The 21,233-nt window shown below is 67.6% G+C and carries 18 protein-coding genes; 9 read left to right on the top strand and 9 right to left on the bottom strand.

The window, feature by feature from the left end; all coding sequences use genetic code 11:
* Positions 1–190: 190 nt before the first annotated feature.
* From J2S43_RS11130 to J2S43_RS42190, 5 genes are all read left to right on the top strand, one after another.
* Complete coding sequence (locus J2S43_RS11130) at positions 191–2,032, top strand: chitosanase (protein ID WP_306828807.1); 1,842 nt, start codon at positions 191–193, stop codon at positions 2,030–2,032.
* A 63-nt stretch (positions 2,033–2,095) separates the two neighbouring features.
* Positions 2,096–2,605, top strand: coding sequence for a sigma-70 family RNA polymerase sigma factor (locus tag J2S43_RS11125; protein WP_306828806.1), 510 nt, complete (start codon positions 2,096–2,098; stop codon positions 2,603–2,605).
* 569 nt (positions 2,606–3,174) lie between these two features.
* Entirely contained in the window at positions 3,175–4,776 is a 1,602-nt protein-coding gene (locus J2S43_RS11120; RefSeq protein WP_306828805.1) for a methyl-accepting chemotaxis protein, read from the top strand.
* A gap of 655 nt (positions 4,777–5,431) precedes the next feature.
* Entirely contained in the window at positions 5,432–6,628 is a 1,197-nt protein-coding gene (locus J2S43_RS11115; RefSeq protein ID WP_306828804.1) for an ISAs1 family transposase, read from the top strand.
* A gap of 154 nt (positions 6,629–6,782) precedes the next feature.
* Positions 6,783–6,905, top strand: a complete 123-nt coding sequence (locus J2S43_RS42190) for a hypothetical protein (protein WP_018802293.1) — start codon at positions 6,783–6,785, stop codon at positions 6,903–6,905.
* Between the two features lie 67 nt (positions 6,906–6,972).
* Here the strand turns inward: J2S43_RS42190 and J2S43_RS11105 are convergent, their stop codons facing one another.
* The 4 genes from J2S43_RS11105 to J2S43_RS11090 all read right to left on the bottom strand — a co-directional run bounded on the left by J2S43_RS11105 (position 6,973) and on the right by J2S43_RS11090 (position 10,251).
* On the bottom strand, positions 6,973–8,124 hold the full coding sequence (locus J2S43_RS11105; protein WP_306828802.1) for an ISAs1 family transposase: 1,152 nt from the start codon (positions 8,122–8,124) through the stop codon (positions 6,973–6,975).
* 259 nt (positions 8,125–8,383) lie between these two features.
* Complete coding sequence (locus J2S43_RS11100; protein WP_306828801.1) at positions 8,384–8,776, bottom strand: Imm1 family immunity protein; 393 nt, start codon at positions 8,774–8,776, stop codon at positions 8,384–8,386.
* Between the two features lie 40 nt (positions 8,777–8,816).
* The gene (locus tag J2S43_RS11095; protein ID WP_306828800.1) at positions 8,817–9,557 is read right to left on the bottom strand and encodes an IS66 family transposase; all 741 of its coding nucleotides are present in this window, start codon (positions 9,555–9,557) and stop codon (positions 8,817–8,819) included.
* Positions 9,484–10,251 (bottom strand): DUF6444 domain-containing protein, encoded by a 768-nt coding sequence (locus J2S43_RS11090; protein ID WP_306828799.1) that lies wholly within the window; start codon positions 10,249–10,251, stop codon positions 9,484–9,486. The genes J2S43_RS11095 and J2S43_RS11090 overlap by 74 nt, the downstream gene beginning before the upstream one ends.
* Before the next feature lie 209 nt (positions 10,252–10,460).
* On the opposite strand from J2S43_RS11090, the gene J2S43_RS11085 reads away from it, so the two are divergent.
* The 4 genes from J2S43_RS11085 to tnpC all read left to right on the top strand — a co-directional run bounded on the left by J2S43_RS11085 (position 10,461) and on the right by tnpC (position 16,111).
* Entirely contained in the window at positions 10,461–11,066 is a 606-nt protein-coding gene (locus J2S43_RS11085) for a transposase (RefSeq protein WP_306828798.1), read from the top strand.
* Positions 11,067–11,206: 140 nt separating this feature from the next.
* Positions 11,207–12,793 (top strand): ISL3 family transposase, encoded by a 1,587-nt coding sequence (locus J2S43_RS11080; protein WP_442320064.1) that lies wholly within the window; start codon positions 11,207–11,209, stop codon positions 12,791–12,793.
* Between the two features lie 71 nt (positions 12,794–12,864).
* On the top strand, positions 12,865–14,007 hold the full coding sequence (locus J2S43_RS11075; protein ID WP_306828797.1) for a transposase: 1,143 nt from the start codon (positions 12,865–12,867) through the stop codon (positions 14,005–14,007).
* A gap of 688 nt (positions 14,008–14,695) precedes the next feature.
* Complete coding sequence (tnpC, locus tag J2S43_RS11070) at positions 14,696–16,111, top strand: IS66 family transposase (protein WP_306827493.1); 1,416 nt, start codon at positions 14,696–14,698, stop codon at positions 16,109–16,111.
* A 52-nt stretch (positions 16,112–16,163) separates the two neighbouring features.
* Here tnpC and J2S43_RS11065 read toward each other — a convergent pair whose 3' ends face one another.
* The 5 genes from J2S43_RS11065 to J2S43_RS11045 form a co-directional block, all read right to left on the bottom strand.
* Positions 16,164–16,565: an RNase A-like domain-containing protein gene (locus J2S43_RS11065; protein ID WP_306828796.1), complete on the bottom strand. Its 402-nt coding sequence runs from the start codon at positions 16,563–16,565 to the stop codon at positions 16,164–16,166.
* Between the two features lie 352 nt (positions 16,566–16,917).
* Entirely contained in the window at positions 16,918–18,216 is a 1,299-nt protein-coding gene (locus J2S43_RS11060) for a tyrosine-type recombinase/integrase (protein WP_306828794.1), read from the bottom strand.
* Positions 18,206–18,400: a helix-turn-helix domain-containing protein gene (locus J2S43_RS11055; RefSeq protein ID WP_306828793.1), complete on the bottom strand. Its 195-nt coding sequence runs from the start codon at positions 18,398–18,400 to the stop codon at positions 18,206–18,208. The genes J2S43_RS11060 and J2S43_RS11055 overlap by 11 nt, the downstream gene beginning before the upstream one ends.
* Positions 18,397–19,779: a replication initiator gene (locus J2S43_RS11050; protein WP_306828792.1), complete on the bottom strand. Its 1,383-nt coding sequence runs from the start codon at positions 19,777–19,779 to the stop codon at positions 18,397–18,399. Before J2S43_RS11050 ends, J2S43_RS11055 begins: the two co-directional genes overlap by 4 nt.
* Complete coding sequence (locus J2S43_RS11045; RefSeq protein ID WP_370881755.1) at positions 19,776–21,230, bottom strand: P-loop NTPase family protein; 1,455 nt, start codon at positions 21,228–21,230, stop codon at positions 19,776–19,778. The genes J2S43_RS11050 and J2S43_RS11045 overlap by 4 nt, the downstream gene beginning before the upstream one ends.
* Positions 21,231–21,233: the final 3 nt, after the last annotated feature.

The raw sequence follows: 21,233 nt of genomic DNA, 5'->3' as shown, positions 1-21,233 counted from the left end.
GCCGGGCTTACGGCCGACCGGCCGGGTCTTCGCGGACCGCCCACCCAACCGGCAGGGAGGAGCGCCAGCGACGACCGGTGCCCGCGGGAGCACTCGGAAGGCGACCACGCCGGAAGCGGGAAATCCGCCTCTGCATGCTCTTGATCTTCGGCCGTGAGCCGGGTTCCGGGCCGGTCCGTTGGTGACGGGTGTGAATACTTTTCGGAGGAGGGCGCTACTGGCCGGGCTGGCCGTGGCGCTGGTGCTGGGGCCGGTCGCGTTCGTGGCGGTCGCGCGGGACGGTGCGGTGGCCGCGGTCGCGGATCTGGACGATCCGGCGCTGAAGGACGTGGCGATGCGGCTGGTGTCGAGCGCGGAGAACTCGTCGCTGGAGTGGGAGGAGCAGTACGGCTACATCGAGGACATCGGGGACGGGCGCGGCTACACCGCGGGGATCATCGGCTTCTGCTCCGGCACCGGCGACATGCTGGACGTGGTCGAGCGGTACACCGAGGCGGCGCCGGAGAACGGCCTCGCGGAGTACCTTCCGGCAATGCGCGCGGTGAACGGCACGGACTCGCACGACGGCCTCGACCCCGGGTTCGCCGAGGCGTGGCGGGCGGCGGCGGCGGATCCGGTGTTCCGGGCGGCGCAGGACGCGGAACGGGACGAGACGTACTTCGGGCCGGCGGTCGCGCAGGCGCGCGAGGACGGGCTGCGCGCGCTCGGGCAGTTCGCCTACTACGACGCGATCGTGACGCACGGGCCGGGTGCCGGGCTCGGCGACATCCGGGAGGCCGCGCTGGAGGTCGCGGACCCGCCGTCGCGGGGCGGCGACGAGACGGCCTATCTGGAGGCGTTCCTGGACGCGCGGGTCGCGGCGATGCGGTCGGAGGCGGCGCACCACGACACGAGCAGGGTCGACACGGCGCAGCGCGTGTTCCTGCGGGACGGGAATCTCGACCTGGAGCCACCGCTGCGCTGGGAGGTCTACGGGCTGCCGTTCGAGATCGATTCCTTCACGGAAGCGGATCCCGGCGGGTTCGTGCATCCCGGCGTGCTGGTGGACGCGGAACGGCTGGAGCTGGTGCGCTCGCGGGTGTCCACGGCGGCCTACGAGGACATGATGGCCAGCCGGTACGCGTCGCTGAGCCGCACGCCGAAGCCGCGCGCGACCGTGGAGTGCGGGTCGTACTCGCGGCCGAACAACGGGTGCACGGACGAGCGGGAGGACGCGATCGCGGCGTACACGCTGGCGCTGGCCTGGTATGTCACGCGCGACGACCGGTACGCCGCGAAGGCGATCGAGATCATGGACGCGTGGTCGGCGGTGCTCTCGGAACACAGCAACAGCAACGCGCCGCTACAGGCCGGGTGGGCCGGTTCGGTCTGGCCGCGCGCGGCGGAGATCATCCGCTATGGCGGCGTCGAGTGGCCGGAGGTGGACCGGTTCGCGACCATGCTCCGTACGGTATATCTGCCGCGGGTGATCGACGGCTCCTGCAGCAACGGCAACTGGGAACTCAGCATGATCGAGGCCGCGGTGGGAATCTCGGTGTTCCTGGACGACCGGTTCAACTACGACCGGGCGATGGCCATGTTCGCGGAGCGGGTGCCCGCCTACCTGTACCTCACGTCGGACGGGCCGGCGCCGGTGAGCGTCGCACGGTGCGGCGAGGCAGACTGGCACGGGCAGCGGACGTTCGCCGACGGCCTCTCCCAGGAGACGTGCCGCGACTTCACGCACACCGGATACGGCCTCTCCGCGATCACGCACGTGCTGGAGACCGCACGCATTCAAGGTCAAGATCTCTGGCCACGGTACGGGGAGAGGGTGCGCGCCGCGATGGAACTGCACGCCGCGTACCAGCTGGGTGCGGACGTCCCGGAGAGCCTGTGCGGCGGGAATGTCACGCTCGGCCTCGGGCCGGTCCTCGAGGTGGGCCACGCGGCGCTCGGCGGCGAGCGCACCGGCGAACTCGTCGCACAGGGCCGGCCGGCCGGGACGAACAACCTGTTCGTGGCGTGGGAGACGCTGACCCACGGCGGTTAGCCGATCTCAAGAGTTCGTCAAGTACCCCTCCCTAGGCTGCCACCGATCCTGGGGAGGGGCGCTGTGGCGACGGACGACGGTAGGAAGACGCTCATCGCGGAGCTGTACGCCGAGCACGCGGAGTCGTTGATGAAGTTCCTGATGCGGCTGGCGAACGGGGACCGGCTACAGGCCGAGGACCTGCTGCAGGAGACGATGCTGCGCGCGTGGCGGCACGTCGACCACCTGCCGGACGGGTGGGAGCCGCGCCGGCGGTGGCTGTTCATCGTGGCGCGGCGGGTCACCATCGACGTGGTCCGGCTGCGCAACAACCGCCCGGTGGAGGTCGGGGCGGTGGACCTGTCCCGGCTGCCGTCCGACGGCGACGCGGCGGAGGCGGTGGTGGCGGCGCAGACCGTGCGGCGCGCGTTGCCACGGCTGAGCCGGACGCACCGTACCGTGCTGGTGGGGTTGTTTCATGAGGGGTTGTCGCAGCCGGAGCTGGCCGAGGCGCTGGACGTGCCGGTCGGGACGGTCAAGTCGCGGACCCACTACGCGCTGCGCGCACTGCGGCGGATCGTGGAGACGGGCTGACCGGCTCTTCGGTGTCCGGGGCTTGTGGGGGTCGTAGTCGGGCCTCTTGGGGCGGATCGTGCTCACGGCTCTTGCGGGTCGCGTCCGGGGTCTCCGGGCGTATTCGACGCCGCCGGATGCGTTCGGGGCAGCCGGATGCGTTCGGGGCAGCCGGATGCGTTCGGGGCAGCCCGGATGCGTTCGGGGCGGCGCGGTGGATTCGGGGCAGCCGGATGCGTTCGGGGCAGCCGGATGCGTTCGACGCCGCCGGATGCGGTCGGGGCGGCGCGGTGGATTCGGGGCGGCCGGGTGGGTTCGGGGCGTTGGGGTGTGTTCGCGGTCTCCGGGCGTGGCTGCGGGGTCTCCGGGGCGTATTCGACCCCGCCGGATGCGTTCGCGGCAGCCCGGATGCGTTCGGGGCGGCGCGGTGGATTCGGGGCGGCCGGGTGGGTTCGGGTCTGTTGCGGTGTGTTCGCGGTCTCCGGGCGTGTGTGCGGGGTCTCCGGGGTTTCCGCTCGGATCCGGGGTGTGCGGGGCGATAGGGCACAGGCATCCCCCTGCACGTCTGTCCCATGCCTGGAGGCATCGACATGGATTCGTCCCGGCGCAACCGGTTCGACGATATGAGCCTGAACAAGAAGATCCTGACCACGGCCGTGGCCGGAGTCGTGGCCGCCGTCACGGTCGGCGGCGTCGGACTGCTGAAGCTGCACGAGACCGCGCAGTCCGCCGAGCGGATCTACCAGAGCAGCGTCGCCAACATCAGGTCGGTCGGCGAGATCAAGTCGGAGATCTACAAGGCCCGCCTGGCCGCCGCGAACGAAGCGATCTCCCGAACCACCGCGGACCGCGAGAAGTACGCCACCGAGTTCGAGGAGCACGCCGACGCGTACGCCACCGCGATGGCCGGCTACCGCGACGGCGACCCGGCCGGCAGCCCCGACACGATCGACGACCTCGACGCGGCCTGGGAGCAGTATCTGACCGTCGCCGAGACCGACCTGCTCCCCGCCGCCGAAGCCGGCGACGTGGCCACCTGGGCCGCCATCCGCGACGCGAACGTCAGCCCCCTGATGAAAGAGGTCGACTCCAACCTCGCCGAACTCGACGCCGCCGAGACCGCCGACGCCGCCGCCAAGGCGGAGGCCGCCACCGCCGGCTACACCTCCGGCCGCCTCACCTCCATCATCGTGATGATCGTCGGCGCCGTCGTGGCGCTCGGCCTCGGCGTGATCGTGTCCCGCCGCATCGTGCGTGCGCTGGTGAGCGTGAAGGCAGTCGCCGAGGGCCTGGCCGTGGGCAACCTGACCGGCACGACCGGCGTGACGTCCCGGGACGAGACCGGCCAGATGGCCGCCGCCCTGGACACCGCCGTCGACAACCTGCGCCGCACGGTCAAGACCATCGACGGTTCCGCCACCTCGCTGGCCAGCGCCGCCGAGCAGATGAGCAGCACCGCCGCCCAGATCGCCGACTCCGCCACCGAGGCATCCGTCCAGGCCAAGGCCGTCTCGGCCGCGGCTGACGAGGTGTCCCGCAGCGTCGAGACGGTCTCGGCCGGCGGCGAGGAGATGGGCGCGTCCATCCGCGAGATCTCCCAGAACGCCGCCGAAGCCGCGCGGGTGGCCGCGGAGGCGGTCACCATCACCGCGGTCACGTCGCAGACGATGAGCAAGCTGGGCGAGTCATCGGCGGAGATCGGCAACGTCATCAAGGTGATCACGTCGATCGCGGCGCAGACGAACCTCCTCGCACTGAACGCGACGATCGAGGCGGCGCGGGCCGGGGATGCGGGCAAGGGTTTCGCGGTGGTGGCGTCCGAGGTCAAGGACCTGGCGCAGGAGACGGCGCGGGCGACCGAGGACATCGGCAAGCGCGTCGAGGCGATTCAGGCGGATACGACGGGTGCGGTCGCGGCGATCGCGCAGATCTCCGCGGTGATCGCCCGGATCAGCGACTTCCAGACGACGATCGCGTCCGCGGTGGAGGAGCAGACGGCGACGACGGCGGAGATGAACCGCAGCGTGAGTGAGGCTGCCGGCGGCACGAACGACATCGCCGCGAACATCACGGCGGTCGCCCAGGCGGCGGAGACGACGAGCCGCGGGGTGGCGGAGACCCGGCAGGCGACCGGGGAACTGGCAAGGATGTCGAGCGAGCTGAATGCGCTGGTGGCGGGGTTCCGGTACTGAGTACCGAATACTCAACGCGGTGGCGCCGGCAATATCGGCGTCACCGCGATTTCGTTCCGGCATCGGGATCAGCATCAGAGCAACGCTGGCTGACCCACTCCCGGGCATCGCCCTGCGCCTGCGGCAACGGCGATGTTCGTGGGCTGGCTACACAGCGAGTGAGCCTCGAAAAGCTCAGCACCTGAACAGCCATCATCGAATAGCAGACTTGCCAAGAAAAGCCCTCATCCCGCGTTCACCAAAATAGGGAAAGCATATACGGGCACCTCAGAATCGGTCGCAATAGCGATTCCTTTGCGACCGTCATTAGTATCAAAACGGATCATCCTAAAAGAATCACCATCGAACTTATCAAGCGACTCAAGAATACCAGCCACCTGGTCCGCGAGAGCAGAGTCCGGTTGAAGATCACGCTGACGCCTAAGGTAGATCACACGAACCGCTTGAACAGATGCCAACGAACTCTCGAAGTTGTTGATTCCCGAATCCCGAACCGCGGATGAGAATTCGGAATCACACCATCTACGTACCGCATCAACGATAATATCCGCGTGCAAAAACCCCCTCCTAAACCATCAACCCACGGCCGTTTCAAGATCGATGTGACCGTTGGGACGAGGTCTTCTCAAGGATCTGATCCACCCGGAGCTTCGTCGTGTTGCAGTCTGTCATTCCCGCTGTCGATCCATCGTGCCTGCCGTCGGGCGGGGGCGTGTCGTTCACGCATTCGTGTCATGGTCTGCTGGAGTTGTTGCCGACGGTGGGTGACGGCCGATCAGGGCAGGGCCGTGATCGGCCCGTCGCGGTTGTTCTCGCGCTGGCCGCCGCGGCGACGGTAGCGGGGTCGAAGAGTTATACGGCAATGGCGGGCTGGGTCACGGACGTCCCGGCGCAGGTGATGCGGAGCTTGTATCTGCGGGTCGGGGCCCGCCCGCCGGTGGGGTTGCCGTCACGCTCGACGATCTGGCGGGTCTGCACGGACAGCGACGCGGATGTTCTCGACGCGGTGATCGCCGAATGGACCACCACTCAGGCGTCCCCGGCGCCTGGGGTGGAGATGCAGCCGCGTCTGGACGGTAAGACCGTCCGCGGCGCCGTCGACGCCGACGGTGATCAGCTGCACCTGCTGTCCGCCCTGGCCGGCCCGGCACCACCCGGTGCGGCCGCTGTGGTCGTCGCGCAGGCGCCGACCGATGGTGCGAAGGGCAGCGAACCGGCCACCGCCCGAGCCCTGTTGGGGACCCTGGATCTGCGTGGGGTGACCGTGACCGCGGACGCGCTGCACACCGTCAAAGCCACCGGCGCCCTGATCTGCTCCCGCGGCGGCCAGTTCGTCCTGCCGGTGAAAGAGAACCGGCAGGCCCTCTTCGATGCGATCAACGCCCTGCCCTGGGCCGCCACCCCGATCGCCCACCACCGCACCGACACCGGGCACGGCCGGACGACCCGCCTGACCATTCGCGTCCTGCCCGCCCCGCCCGGCCTGCCGTTCCCGCACGTCCGCCAGGGCTGGCTGATCGAACGCTACGTCACTCACAGCAACGGCAAGCAGACCGCGGCGGCGCAACTCGGGATCGCCAGCCACACCCCCGACCAGGCCGGCCCCGCCGACCTCGCCACGTTCAACCGCAGCCAGTGGGCCATCGAGTCCCTGCACTGGATTCGGGACACCTACTACCGCGAGGACCATTCCCGCGTCCGCACCCGCTCCGGACCCCGCGTCCTGGCCTCCCTCCGCAACCTCGCCATCAACGCCCTACGCCTCGCCGGCCGCACAGACATCACCGAAGCCACCCGATGGGCCAACCGCAACATGACCAGGCCATTCACCATCCTCGGCCTCACAAGATGATGTTGAAACGGCCGTGGCGAACTGGACGGGCGACAAAGGATATGTCGGCAACGACATGCTCACTCCATACAAGAAGCCCCAGGGAGGGGATCTTAAGGAGTGGCAGAAGGAATACAATCGATAGGTCAACAAGATTCGGTGGATTGTTGAACAGGTGATCGCCAACTTCAAGACCTGGCGAATCATGCATACCGACTACCGCCGCCCACTGAAGACCTTCACTGAAACCATCTCTTGCGTAATTGGCCTTCACTTCTACCGAATGCTCGCTGAATAAGCCTCACAGCCCTTCGGATAACAAATTGCGAAGCTCTTCTGCCGCGGGCTTCACCGTCTCATCTTCATCAACAGAGAGCTGCTCCACGATCTCCATTATGCCATCGGCCGTCTCGGAATTCATGCTCGCGGCATACATGGTGCTGTGGGCCGGCTTGCTCGGGGTCAAGGCTGGCGATGCCGTAGATGATTTGTTTGCTGGTGCGTTGCCCGTCGAGGCCGCCGGTATCGCGGCGTAGCCGGAACACTTGCCGGGCGCCGGGGAACAGGGTGTCGTCGCAGGCGGCGACGCGGATTGTGCGGCGTTCGGTGCGCCCATGTCCACGATCGGAGTCGATGTCGGTGCGGTCGGCGAACTCGGTGTCGCTGCCGGACAGCAGCGCCTGGGCGGCCTGCAGCGCGAGGGGCTGATTACCTTTCAGGATCAGCGGGTAGTGGGCGTTCAGTGGCCCGGTGATCAGCCGGGCGGTCTTCTTGCTGGTGTGCAGAGCGTCCAGGGTGAGCAGCATCCCGGACACGTCCAGCGGTGCGAGCAGATCTTCGGTGACGGTGGTCTCGCCGCGCTTGTCGGCGACCTGCCGCTGGCCCAGGATCACCGCCTTCTCGTGGGTGACCGCAGCGACCAGGAACACCTGCCCGGTCGCGGTGCGGGTGCCGTGTAGCAGTTTCCCGTCGATCGCGGCGGCGGGCAGCAACCCGGCCGGTGCCGGGTGGGTGACCGCCCGGGACGCGGCGCGGCGTTGCTCCCGCTCGGCAGGCTCGCCGGTGGCGGCGGGAAGGTGCGGGGCAGGGGCGTCGCCACGGGCGACGTCGGCCGCATAGCCGCAGGTCGCCGTGTCGAGGGCGTCACCGTCCACGGCGGCCAGGACCCGCCGGAACGTGCGTTCACTAGGTACCAGACAGCGGCCGGTCAACGGGTTGCGGCGGGCCCCGAGACGGTGCAGATCGTCCTGCGGGGTCCGCGACGCCCACTGCCGGATCGCGGTCAGGCTGTCGTTACCGGCCACGAGAGTGGCGCACGCGGTCAAGACCAGGATCACCAGCAGCGGATGACGCAACCCGCGCAGCCGGCGCGGATCCGGTACCTGCCGCAACCGTGCCACCAGCGGGGACACCACCTGCAGCGGATCGGCCGGCGCCGAACCCGCAGAGAGTTCGGCCTCCCACAACGCCATGTCGGCGAGGTGGTCAACAACAGGGTCGATCAGGGAGGATGACATCACGAGCGCGACTCCAACGATGAACTTCGAGGCTAGACACCCGAAAGATCATCAGGAGTCGCGCTCGTCCCGCAACTCGCCCCTCGTCCGGTTCTCAACACGGACAGAACCCCTCAATCCGGAACAACGCCGGGGCCGTGGGATAGCAACCGCAATGAGTGCCCTTTCGTGGGGACTCGGAGGCTCCTGACTTCATTGTTGGATATACACTACGCAGAACGCCACCCCCGCAATTCGAGCTTACTCAACAGCGAGCGAGTCATACCTCAATCCACAGAACATTTTCCGGCAAAGTTCCAGCAGCCACAAAACTGCACACCGCCTCCAATGCATCACTCCTAGGTATGGCTTGCCAATTCGGAAATTCTGTCATTGAACCGAAATAGCCGAACCTGACAACGCCAGCGTCGGGCGCCGGCGATCCACCTTTACTCACAAGATAAGGAGGCATTTTTGAGGCCGAGATATAGTTAAGAACCGACGTTTCCCGACCCAGTGCAATGCTTATTGTATCGCCGCTGTCGATTGTCACATCGACAATGAATGGTCGCTCCACAGCAAGCCGATCCAGCTCGATCAGCCTGCCTTTCAATTCGTCGACGGAAACGGCTGCCGTCTCGCCGGCACTGTCGCCCCACGTGATCTCTACCATGGTTTAAGCCCTTCAGTCCGGGAGTCCCTTGCGTACGTATTCAGCTTGAGATTGCCGGTTCCGGCAGCCATGGTCCGGTGGTGAATAGCTGTTCGAGCACGTCGAGGGCGTCCTTGCCGTGTTTGGTGGCGGTGGACAGGTAGGAACGCAGGGTGGCGAAGTCGGCCAGGCCTTGCAGAGTGCGCCAGGTCGCGGAGATCTTCTGCTGGAGCTTGACCGGACGCAGATCGCGTTCGGCCTGGTTGTTGGTGAACGGCACGGCCAGGTCGACATTGAACCGCAGGATCATGTCGCGGTGGGTGGCGAAGCGTTCGATCAGCGTCCCGGCCCTGGACAGCTTGCCGTCACGATCGGGCGGGTTCTGCTCGCGGCCGTAGGCCAGCGCCCCGGCGTAACAGGCCCGCAAGTGACTGATCTCGTCGGCCGACAGCGCGTCTCGGCCGGCTGCGGTGGCTTGCTCGGTCGTCTTCTTGGCCGCCAGCAGGGTCGTGGCCATCACCTCGGCCCACTGCTGCCCGGCCAGGTCGGACTCGTGCACACCGCACAGGTCGCGGATCAGGTGTGCCCCGCACCAGGCGTGATCGGCGTCGGTCAGGTGCCGGTAAGGGGCGTAGCCGTCCCGGACCAGAGTGCCGGTGAACCCGGGCAGCACGCCTCCGGCGTCGATGTTGGCCTTGCCACGGCCACCGACGTGGAACAAGGTCAGTTCAGGGGTGCAGGCCACGTGCACGTACTTGAAGCCGCCGCCGACCCTCGCCGGGGTCTCGTCGGCGTGCAGCACCTGCTGGACGTGCAGCAACGCCGCGGTCCGGGAAACGAACGCCCCCGAGCCTGCGGGCCGCCTCGCCGACGACCTGGTGCACGAACCCGGTCGACACCCGGACTCCGAGCAGATCACCCAGCAGCCCGGCGACCCGGGCGAACGGCAGGAACTGCGCGGCCCGCGCGTAGACCGCGGCGGCTTTGACACCGGTGCCGTACTGCACCCGGCCCGTCACCACAGCCGGTGCCACCGGCTCGCTGACCTGCGCACACTCGGCACACTGCACCGCGATCAGCTGGTGCTCGACCACCACCGGACGACAATCGGGCAGCTCGAGCACCTGCCGCTGCTGCCGCCCGTACTCGCGGCCATCACCCAGATCGGCGCCACAAGCCGGACCGGCACACCGGTCCGGCCGGTGCTGCACCACCCGGTCCGGATCCTCGGCCAGCCGCAACGTCGACCCCGGCGCCCCGGGCTGCTTACCTCGCCGCCGACCGCCGGCCTTCGCCCCCGGCTGCGGACGCGGGCGGGCCAAGCCGTCCGACGACGGCGGCATGGAGGAATTCGACGAGTTCATCCCCAGCCGACGCCGCAGCACGGCGTTCTCGGCACGCAGCACGGCGTTCTGGGCACGCAACTGCTCGTTGACCACCCGCAGCCGCTGCACCTCAGCCTGCAACTGGGTGACCACCGCGACAAGCTGCTCCATCGAGTCAGGTCGCGGGTCCGGCTGCACACCACGATCATGACAGCCGCTACCGCCACAGTGGACAGCAGCCCACGCTCAACCGATCAACTCAACCTCCCCTATTCAGAGGGGATTTGACTGATCGAGGGCGGTAAGCGAAAGGTGCACCTGGCCTGCAAGGATGTGGGTGTCTACGCCATGTCCACAGCAGAGCAGGGTGCACCTTTCTGGTGAGTAAGAGTAGTGGATGGGATCAGCGGCTGATCGTCAGCTCGGACGGGAAGGGCCTGGTCGGGCACGCGGGCGCGGTCTTGCTGCGTAAATGCGCTGATCGGACCGGTCTGACCAGGGGTTTGAACCAGGTGCTGCCGCGCGGTAATGGTCCTGGCTGGTGGGATCGCGGCACGGTTCTGATCTCGTTGGCGGTCGTGATCGTGCTCGGCGCCACGAGCATGTCCGACATTGCGTTGCTCGCCCATCAGGGCCTGGTCTTCGGTGGCCGGCCGTCGGAGGCGACCGTCCGGCGGACCCTGGCCGGCCTCGACGAGAAGACACTGAAACGGATCGGCACCGCGCGGGCGAAGGTCCGCGCTCACGTGTGGGCGCTGCTGGCCCGCCGCCCGCAAGGCTTTCCATGGCTGAGCGTGGCCGGCAAGCTGTTGACCGGGTGGGTGGTCATCGATCTGGACGCCACGCTGATCACCGCTCACAGCGACAAGCAGGGCGCGGCGGCCACCTTCAAGAAGGGTTATGGCTTCCACCCGCTTGGCGCCTGGTGTGCCAATACGTCGGAGTGCCTGGCTGTCGGCGCTCACGTAATTCGGTTCTGGCGATGATCTTGTGGTGGTCGGTGTCGGCGTGTCGGCCTCTGTCTGGTGTGGACTCTGATACTTGACCGCGGTGCGATCTTGAGCGGCTGTTGCCGCATCTGGCGGAGGTCACGATCGACGGGATCCACGAGGCCGACGGCCGGATCGTGATCGAGGCCCGCTCGGGCCGGGACCGGGTAGCCTGCCCGGACTGCGGTACCGAATCGGCGCGGGTGCACGGCCGCTACCACCGGCGGCTGGCCGACACCGCCCTTGCCGGGCGGTCGGTCGTGATCCGGCTGCTCGTGCGGCGGCTCGTCTGCCGCGAGGCCGTCTGTGCTCGGGTCACGTTCGTCGAACAGATTCCAGGCCTGACCAGCCCGCACTCCCGATACAGCCCGCCGTTGCGGGCGGCGTTGACCGTGATCGGAGTCGCTCTGGCCGGTCGACCAGGCGCTCGGCTGGCTCGCAAGCTGGGCATGCCGGTCGGCCGGGACACTCTGCTCGGCCTGCTGCGCGCGGCACCGCTGCCGCAGCCGGGCACGGTCACTGCGCTCGGCGTCGACGATTTCGCCCTGCGTCGGGGCCACGTCTACGGCACCGTGCTGCTGGATATGGACACCCACCGGCCGGTCGACGTACTACCAGGTCGCGACGCCGACCCCCTCGCCGTCTGGCTGCGGGAGCATCCCGGGGCGGAGATCATCTGTCGGGACCGGGCCGGCGCCTATGCGGAAGGCGCCCGTGCGGGTGCACCAGATGCAATCCAAGTCGCGGACAGATGGCACATCTGGCACAACGTGGGCGAAGCCGTGGACAAGACCGTCACCGCGCATCATGCCTGTGTGCGGGCCGCGATGACCCTCGAAGCCGGCCAGGCCACGAGCCCGGTTCCCGATGCTGGGCCGCAGCCCGCCTGCGACGCCGAACCGGCCGCAGAGCCAGAACCAGCAGCTCCGGCTGCTGAGCCGGACGGGTCGCTCGACGTGTGCGGTCGTGAACGGTCACTGGTCGTGCGCACCCGCGAGCGCTACACCGCGGTGCAGCAACTGCTGGCCGACGGTGCCTCTCTGGCCGAGATCTGCCGGCAGCTCGAGCTGGACCGCACCACCGTGCGCCGCTTCGCCCGCGCCACCAGCCTCGACGAACTCCTGGCCAAGGCCGTCAACCGGACCAGTCTGCTCGACGGCCACACCCAGCACCTGACCAGCCGGTTCGCCGCCGGCGTCACCAACGCCGCCGTCCTGCACGCCGAGCTGACCGCACTCGGGTTCACCGGCAGCGTCCAGACCATCCGCCGCTGGCTCCACCCCCTGCGGGCAGCCGCCCCCGCCGCACCGCAGCCGATGCGGCCAGCGGTCCCGAAACCCCGGCACATCACCCGATGGATCATGACCAACCCGCAGCACCTGGCCCCCGACCAACACACCCAACTCACCGACGTACTCGCCAGCTGTCCCGAGCTGCAGGCCGTCGCCGGCCACGTCCGCGACTTCGCCGACCTCATGAACAAACACCGCGGCGACCGCCTGCCCGACTGGATGCTGCGGGTGCAGGCCGACAACCTGCCCGCCCTGCACTCCCTGGTCACCGGCCTACGCCGCGACCTGGACGCAGTCACCGCCGGCCTGACCATGACCTGGAGCTCCGGCCCGGTCGAGGGCGCCGTGAACAGAATCAAAACCATAAAACGATCAATGTATGGCAGGGCCGGCTTCGATCTCCTACGCCGCCGAATCCTGCTCAGCGCCTAACGCCCCGGACCACAAGATCATCGCCAGAACCGAATTACGTGAGCGTCAGACCGCTACAGGTGGGGAATTTCGTGAGCGCTGACACCTGGCCATGCTGCTGCGATCCGGTAACGCCGGATCGAACACGGTCGCTGACCACATCCGGGTCCTCGGTGACGCGATCGCAGCTCCCGGTCGCCTACCGGCGCAAGCTGCTGATCCGCGTCGACGGCGCCGGCGCCACTCACGAGCTTCTTGAGCACCTCGAACAGATGAACCGGGTATGGCGCAGCGTGAGGTTCACCGTCGGCTGGACGATCACGGCGGCTGACGAGACCGCGATCGACCGGTTGCCCGCCGACGCCTGGACCGACAGCCTCCACCAGGACGGCACCGCCACCAGCGACGCACACGTCGCGGAACTGACCGGCCTCAACACCCGGCTCGCCGGCTGGACCGGCACCCTGCGACTGCTCGTGCGACGTACCAAGCCGTCGGCCCGACACGTCAAGAACCTCACCGAGCTGGAGAAACGCACCGGCTGGCGCTACCAGATCGTGGCCACCAACATCACGCGCATCGCGGGGGTGCCCGGCTCGCACCAGCCGCAATGGCTCGACGCTTTGCATCGTGCTCACGCTGGAGTAGAAGATCAAGTCCGGCATGCCAAGGCCATGGGACTGCGCAACCTGCCGTCGAAAGCCTGGACCGTCAACCGCGGCTGGGTCCTGACCTGCAACATCGCCGCCGACCTGACCGCCTGGATGCGGCTGCTCGGCCTGCACGACCAGGCCGACCTCGCTCACGCCGAACCCGGCACCCTGCGCTACCGACTCCTGCACCTGCCCGGCAGACTCACCACCCACGCCCGCCGCCGCGTGCTGTCGATCCCCGAGACCTGGCCCTGGGCCGACGCGTTCACCCTGTGCTGGCAACGCCTCACCCTGCTACCACTGGCCACCCGACCCGCCGAATCCTGCACCTACCAGCAGAAAGCCGCTTCCCGAGCCCGGAGACCTCACGCACCCACAGCGACACGTGGCGATCACACGCCCGAACCTAGTGGACAAAACGGTCAAGCCGAAACGGTCAGGCAGGGAGCGAACCCATCTGACGGATCGAGGCTAGGCGAACCGACGAAGAACACACCCCAGGCATGCCAGTTCAGGATTTTAAAATTGTCAAATTTCTACTCGACTAAAAATTCCACGGTGGACACCAAGAAAAGCCCATAGCCCATGGCCGTACCGACCTCTCGGAGATCTTCGTACTCAGCAAGCCCGATCGTGCAATTACTAGCGACAAGCAGTCTTAGAAGGAAGCGAAATGCGAGCTCAGGCCGAGCCTCCGAGTCAGCGTACTGATGGAGTGCTTCCACCGCTGCCGACGACCCCTCCCCAAGGGCACCACCGAGGCCCGATCGAATAAGGCAATCCGACAGACGATCATGGAGTTGCTGGATTACCCGTCGCACCTCGCCCCCGCACTCTCTATAGCGCAAACCAGACGACAGAGGCCTGCTCTCCCTCTTCAGCCTCTCGTTACATTCTCCAAGAACCAGCCTAAGGAGACCCTTGCTAGACATTCCGGCAAGCCGAGACTGATAGTTCCCCATGGTGCTTGCAAACCAAATACTTCCTGCGTAGTCGCCTCTCGCGTTCCATTCAATCATGAACGAGAGATCATCCGCCAGCGCCGCAAGATGTGCGGCAGACTGCCCATTTAGGTACGCAATAGCAACATCCATCGGCGCCCCCTCACTTGGCCAGTCCTGATGGAACTGCTGAGCCAGGGCAGTGACGCCGAAATCAAAGTCAGCAACAGGATTCATCCGGACTCCTCAGCGAGGGTACGCCGTGGTAACTGGATAGGTAGTCCGGGCGGCAGCGAGGTCCGATGTAGAGGCTGGTAGGTTCATGGGTCGTGTCTGACCTGCCGTCGCCGTCGTATGACGATCTCCTTGCGGAGAACGTGGTGTTGCGGGCGATGGTGGCGGACGTGACGGCTCGGCTGGAGCAGGCGATGGGCCGGATCGCGGAGCTTGAGGCTCGGTTGAAGCAGTCGTCGTCGAACTCGTCGAAGCCTCCCTCGTCGGACGGGTTGGCGAAGCCGTCGCCGAAGTCGTTGCGGCCGCGGTCGGGTCAGGGTCCGGGACGGCCGAAAGGCCAAGACGGGGTCACTTTGCAACGCTTCGCGGATGCGGATGTGGTCCGGCACGTGCCCGCGGTGTGCGGCGGGTGCGGGGATAGCCTGGCCGGCGCGGACGAGGTCGATATGTTCTGGCGGCAGGTGGTCGATGTGCCACCGGTGACACCGCAGGTGACCGAGCATCAGATGATCACCGTCAAATGCCGGTGTGGGCACCACACCACCGCGCCCGCACCACCGGAAGCGACGGCACCGATGGTGTACGGGCCTCGGCTGGCCGGGATCGGGGTGTATCTGCTGCACGGGCAGTTCCTGTCGGTGTCGCGGACCGCCGCCGCGCTCAAGGACCTGTTCGGGGCGCCGGTCGCCGCCGGCACGGTGGCCGGCTGGGTGAAACGCACCGCGCTGGGCATCATCGACACGGTGTTACCGGTGATCGCTGGGCGGATCATCAACGCACCGGTCGCGAATTTCGACGAGACCGGGATGCGGGTCGCCGGCCGCCTGGCGTGGCTGCACTCGGCGTCCACTCCCACGGATGTGCTCCTCGCGGTGCACACCACACGCGGCACGAAAGCGATGGACGCGATCGGGGTGCTGCCGACGTTCACCGGGGTCGCGGTGCACGACGCGTGGGCGCCGTACGACACCTACACGCACATGAGCCACGCCCTGTGCAACGCGCACGCGTTGCGTGAGCTGATCTACGTCACCGACACCGCTACCGGTCCGGTCGCCGAGCACGCCGAGCAGGCGGCCACCGCGCTGCGCCGGCTGAACCGGCTCACCGCCGACGCCACCGAGCGGATCCCCGACCCGGAGAAGCTCGCCTTCTACCAGCACGTCCTGCACAGCGCAGTCGTCCTCGGCGTCGCGGCCACCGCCACGCGGGCCAGCAAACTCGAACGCAAATACCACGCCCTGTTCGTCCGGCTCCGCAACCGCCGCGACGACTACCTGCGCTTCGTCACCGACCCCGCCGTCCCGTTTGACAACAACCGGGCGGAGCAGACGATCCGTATGCCGAAACTACGTGTCAAGGTCTCCGGCAGCATGCGCACCACGACCGGCGCCGAACACTTCGCCGCGATCCGCAGCTACACCGCCACCGCCGCCCGGCAAGGCATCGACACCCTCGACGCCCTCATCCAGGCCACCACCGGCAACCCCTGGATCCCCACCCCGGCCTGACCGGCAACCACCACCGGCCCGTAACGTGGCCCGGGGCCGCCGCGTGCCCAAATCAGCCACCTATCCAGTCACACGCCGTGTAGACATAATACCCTCCAGAATGCCCCTGAGCGCGCTGAAGAACGATGGTATAGGCATTACTGCTGGGTGAAATCGGCCCATCCGCTCTTGCCACCACACCAATCGGGTTATTCGCACCGAATCTGCCGTTGATTTCAAGGTTCCCCACGCCGCCTCCACGGAGCCACCTATCAATCTTGCCCTTATTCCCGGCCAATCCGTAATCAACAACCTGCTGAGCGGTTTGAAGGTCAAGGAACCGCGATTTTACTCCAGTCGCTTGAGCCATTTGGACAAGTTGGGCGTCAGACACATTGACATGCTCGTTAAGAACGTGAGCATTCGGGAACCGGGCTGCGTCACCCACAAGGTCGCCGCAGTTGTGCACCAGCACGGGTGTGTTGCCGGCGAGCACATAGTACGTGTGGAGTTCTCACGCGACGCGAGGCGGGGACATCGGCCGAATGATGCCGTTCACCTGGGGTTTCGTGGTCACCTCCTTCCGTTTGAGATCGAGGGATGGCGATGCTGACATCGGCGGCGACATCAACGCCCGCGCACGTCGGCGCACGTAGACGGCGGACAGCGCTCACGGAGGCGGGTCTGCGACATGGCCAGTTGGCCGGCGATGTCAACGATGGCAGCAGAATCGCACCGAGGAGATACGGCGGGTGACGTGAAGCGCCCCGTCCCTGGCTGGGGTGCCGTGAGACGGGGCGCTCAGGTGTTCGGTTGTGGGCCTACTTCTATCGGAGGGCTGGGGTGGGTGGCGGTTCGCCTTCGTCGTCGGGCTGGTCGTCTGGGTCGCTGTCGGCGAGTGCGGCGTTCATGGCTTCGATGGCTCCTTGCTGAAGCCGGACCCGGACATGGGAGTAAATGTCCGCAGTTGTCGATATTTGAGCGTGTCCAAGAAGCTCTTTGATGGTGATCAGTTCGACACCGCGTTCGAGGAGCAGGCTGGCGCAGGTGTGTCTCAAGTCGTGAAACCGGATGTATCGGAGGTCGGCCATGTCGCAGATGGCGCGGTGGTTGTCGAAGACGGTGCGGGGGTCGAGTGGTCCGCCGCGCGGGTTGGTGAAGACCAGGCCGGTGTCTTGCCAGGTGTCACCGGCGGCGCGTTGGTCGGTGTTCTGACGCCATTGCTGGCGTTTCAGGGAGGTGAGGCAGCCTTGCGGAACGAGGATGCGGCGGGCGGAGCGGTAGGTTTTCACGGGTTGGAAGGTGGGTCCGCCTTTGGTGCGGGCGAGGGTGCGCTGGATGTAGAGGTGCCCGCGGTCGAGGTCGATGTCGGTCCATTTCAGGCCGAGGATCTCACCTTGTCGCATGCCGGTGCGCAGGGCGAGTTCGAACAGTGGCCCGTGCCGGTTGGTGGCGGCGGTGAGCAGGTAGCGGCTGGCTTCTTTCGCGGTGAACGGCTGGAAGGTGCTTCGCGTGCCGGGTAGCCGGACAGCGGAGGCGACGTTACGGCCGAGGATGTCGTCGCGGACCCCGTCGGCCAGCGCTGCGGAGAGGACGCCGCGGATGTAGCGGATGGTGGCGGGTCGTACGGTCTTGTTGCAGCACGCGCCGATGGCGCAGCAGCGTGGCCGGGACTGTCGGTGCCGGTTGGTGGGGTCGCGTCGCGCGTCAATGCCCTGAGCGCAGCATTGACAGGTGGTGCGGACGTGGTCGAGGTAGGTACGTACGTCGCGGACGGTCAACATGCCGAGACGGCGGCTGCCGAGGCCGGGGATGAGATAGCGGCGTACCAGGTGCTCGTAGGTGGTGAAGGTGGTCGCCCGGATCCGGGGTTTCGCGACGGTGTGCAACCAGTGATCGAGATAGTCGCCGACGGTCAGCGTAGGGTCGGCGGCGACGACCACGCCCCGGTTCGATGCGGCCAGTTTGTCGGCCAACTTGTCGGTGGCCTGCTTGCGGGTGTCGCCGTAGACGTAGACGCGTTTGCGGGTGCCGTCGGCGGCGTGGACGTATCCGGCGCCTTGCCAGCGTCCGTCCATGCGCTGGAACACGGTGCCTTCACCGTTGGCTTTCCTACTACCGGCCATGCGGTGCGGCCTCCTTGATCAGCGAGTCGAGGTAGTGGGTGAGGGCGCGGGCGGGGATGTGCCGGCATCGGCCGATCTGGACGGAGGCGAGTTTGCGGGTTCGGATCAGGTCGTAGACCGAGTGTTTGCCGAGTTGCAGGCGGGCCATGACGTCTTCGACGGTGAGCAGGTCCGGGCTCATCACCGCTCACCCCCGGCTCTCTCGGCGGCACCATCGTGACGGCGGGGTGGTGAGTGGTCGCCGGCGTAGCGCCAGTCACCGCCGACGACCAGCTGGTGTGCGGTGGGGTCGATGCCCAGTTGCTGGGCGTGCGCGGTGATGCTGTGGGTGCGGCGTTCACCGCGTAGGGCGGCGAAGGTGGTGGAGTAGGTGCGGCTCTTGGTGGTGACGTGACCGCGGTAGCCGATCTGGTGTGCCCAGCGCCGCAGCCGCAGCGGTGCGAGGGCGGGGATGACGCCGAGCCGCCAACACACCTGGACCAGGGTGCGCCCGTGCCGGGTCAGGCCGGACAGGTCGGTTCCACGGCGACGCCCGGTGCCCGAGCAGACCCGGCATAGTGTCTGCCCGCCGTCGCGGTGTTCACGGACTCCGGTGCCGGCGCAGCAGCGGCAGAACAGTGGTGGGATCGTCACGCCGGTGATCTCGGCGGCTTTGGTGGCGTACTTGGCGACATACCGGGCGATCGTGAGGTCGGGCTGGTCCGGGTCGCCTGCGGGCAGCGGTTGGATGTCGAGCTGCCGACCCCACCGCAGGGTCCGCGCGATGGTGGCGGTGCCGGGGCTGGTCAGGCGCAGCGCGGCGGTGGCGGTGCGGATCGCGTCGGCCAGCAGGTCGGCGCTCGCCCAGGCCGGTGGTGGCGTGCCGGGGCCGTGCGGGCCGTCGAGACGGATGATGGCGTGGTAGTGCACGCAGCCGCGAGCCTGGAACTCGGCGACCTTGGCGAACACGATCCGCACCAGCGCGTGAGCGTCACGCCGGGACAGTCCGGCCGTACGGGCCAGCGCCCGGCGGATGTCGATGGTCAACCTGCGCCACAGCAGTCCGGCGTGGGCGTTGAACAGCACCTGCCCCGTGTAGTCGTAGCGGCCGGGGTTCAGCGGGGTGCCGATCAACGGATCACCGGCCGGATGCCAGCGCCCGCACCGATCACCACCCTTGCGCGGATGGCAGTGGCGGGGTGTGCCGTCACCGGCGGGGCCGCGGTGTACCGGGCCGAACGAGGGGGCGGTCAGGGTGACGAACAGCCGCGGCCGGCCGCTGACATCGGCGGGAGTATCTTTGCCGCCGCGCAGCCCGGCGGTGATCAGGTGGTAGGCGTCGAGGCGATACAGCGCCGAACAAGGGCGGCAGATCGACGCCCGCCGGTTACGGCACCGCACCATGATCGCCGGGCCGTCGCTGGTGTGCCGGTGCAGGATCCGGCCGGTGCCGGCATCAACGAGCAGACCGGTCCCGGCCATCCGGATCGGGTGTTCGCACTCGCCGGACTGCTGGGTGTCGGCGGCGAGGATGATCCGGGCCAGCGCGCCCGCGTCGCCGGAATCGTGGGGGTGGGGCATCATCGTGGCGAGTCCTGTTCAGCGTGCTGTACGGGCTTGGAGGAGGGGAAGGCGGCGGGCGGATCTTGGCGGATTGGGTCGCCGTCTTCCCTGATGTCGTTCTGGCTTGCGGTGGCCGTGGTCTGCTGCTGTAGCAGCCGTGCCGGGTCACGGACCAGGTGCGCGTGCTGCCCGGCGATGCGGTCGGCCAGTTCGTCGGGAACGTGGTGGGTGCGGATGAGGGTGAATCCGGGCCGGTGGGCGGCAGCCATCGACGCCACCCCGATGTAGGCCGGATCGGTCAGCCGGCGGGGGTGCTCATCCGGTGCGGCGGTGATGTCCGAGCCGAGGATCGCGGTCGCGGCTTCGCTGGTGCGCTGCGCGAACGACACCGCGACCTGGCAGTTGTCGCGGATCTTCGTCGGGATCGCGTCGGCGGTGGCCTTCTGCGTGGCCAGCACGACCTGAATCCCCACGTTGCGGCCCTTGCGGATCAGCTCCTCGACCAGCCGCGTCGTGGCTCGGGCAAGGGCGTCCAACTGTTTGGACTGCGCGTCGGTGCCCTTGCTCTCGTTGAAGAACGTGTGCGCCTCGTCGATGACGACCAGCACCAACGGCCAGGCCGGCGACGGCCCCACCTGCCACATGTTCTTGCAACCCAACACCGATCGGATCGTGTGCTGACGGTCGATCATCAGCCGGTGAACCGTGGCCAGGTGATCGCGGACCTGCCCGGGGTCGTCCTTGGCGCACAGCCAGGCCCGGGCGAACAGGTCGTCGTAGTCCGGGCCGCCCTTGCCGTCGATGAGCACCCACTGGACCTGCGGCAGTGGGGCCAACTGGACCAGGCGGGCGTTGATAAACGACGTCTTGCCGTACCCGGCCAGGCCCGCGACCACCACCCCGGACACCCCCGACGAGCGGATAATCACCGGGACGCCGTCGGCGTCCACCCCGGCATGCCAGACGGCCGGATCGGTCGGCAGCGGAAGCGGCGTGGAGCCTTCGATGGCGTGGGGGTCGGCCGGTGGGGTGGGTTCGGTGAGCGGGTCACGCACGATCGCCCGTAACCGGACCAGGCCGGGGCTGGGTTGTTCCACCCGGACCTGTCGCACCTTCCACACGTCGGCCAGATGCGGTGCCGCCTGCTGGAAGGCGGTAAGGCCGAGGCGTCCCACGCTGCGGGCGTCGACCAGGACACCCCACCAGCACGCCTGGACCCGGATCGCCGGGATCATCTCCCGTTCGATCACCGAAGCGGTCGGGGGCGAGGACCACCATCGGGGTCGGGACCGGTCGATCTGGACCAGGCCGACCCGGCGGGCGTCGCGGGACCACCCGGCCTTGATCGACCATGCGCGGCGCAGCATCGGCCGCAGCATCCTGTCCGCACGGGCGTAGCGACTCAGTAGGAGCAGCAGCCGGGCCGTCCACCAGACTGCGACCGGTGCCGCCACTGCCAGTGGCAAGTAGATGAG

It is taken from the genome of Catenuloplanes nepalensis (genome assembly GCF_030811575.1).
Lineage (GTDB): Bacteria > Actinomycetota > Actinomycetes > Mycobacteriales > Micromonosporaceae > Catenuloplanes > Catenuloplanes nepalensis.
The sequence above is the reverse complement of the archived record's forward strand: the minus strand, read 5'-3'. Positions and strand labels throughout refer to the sequence as shown.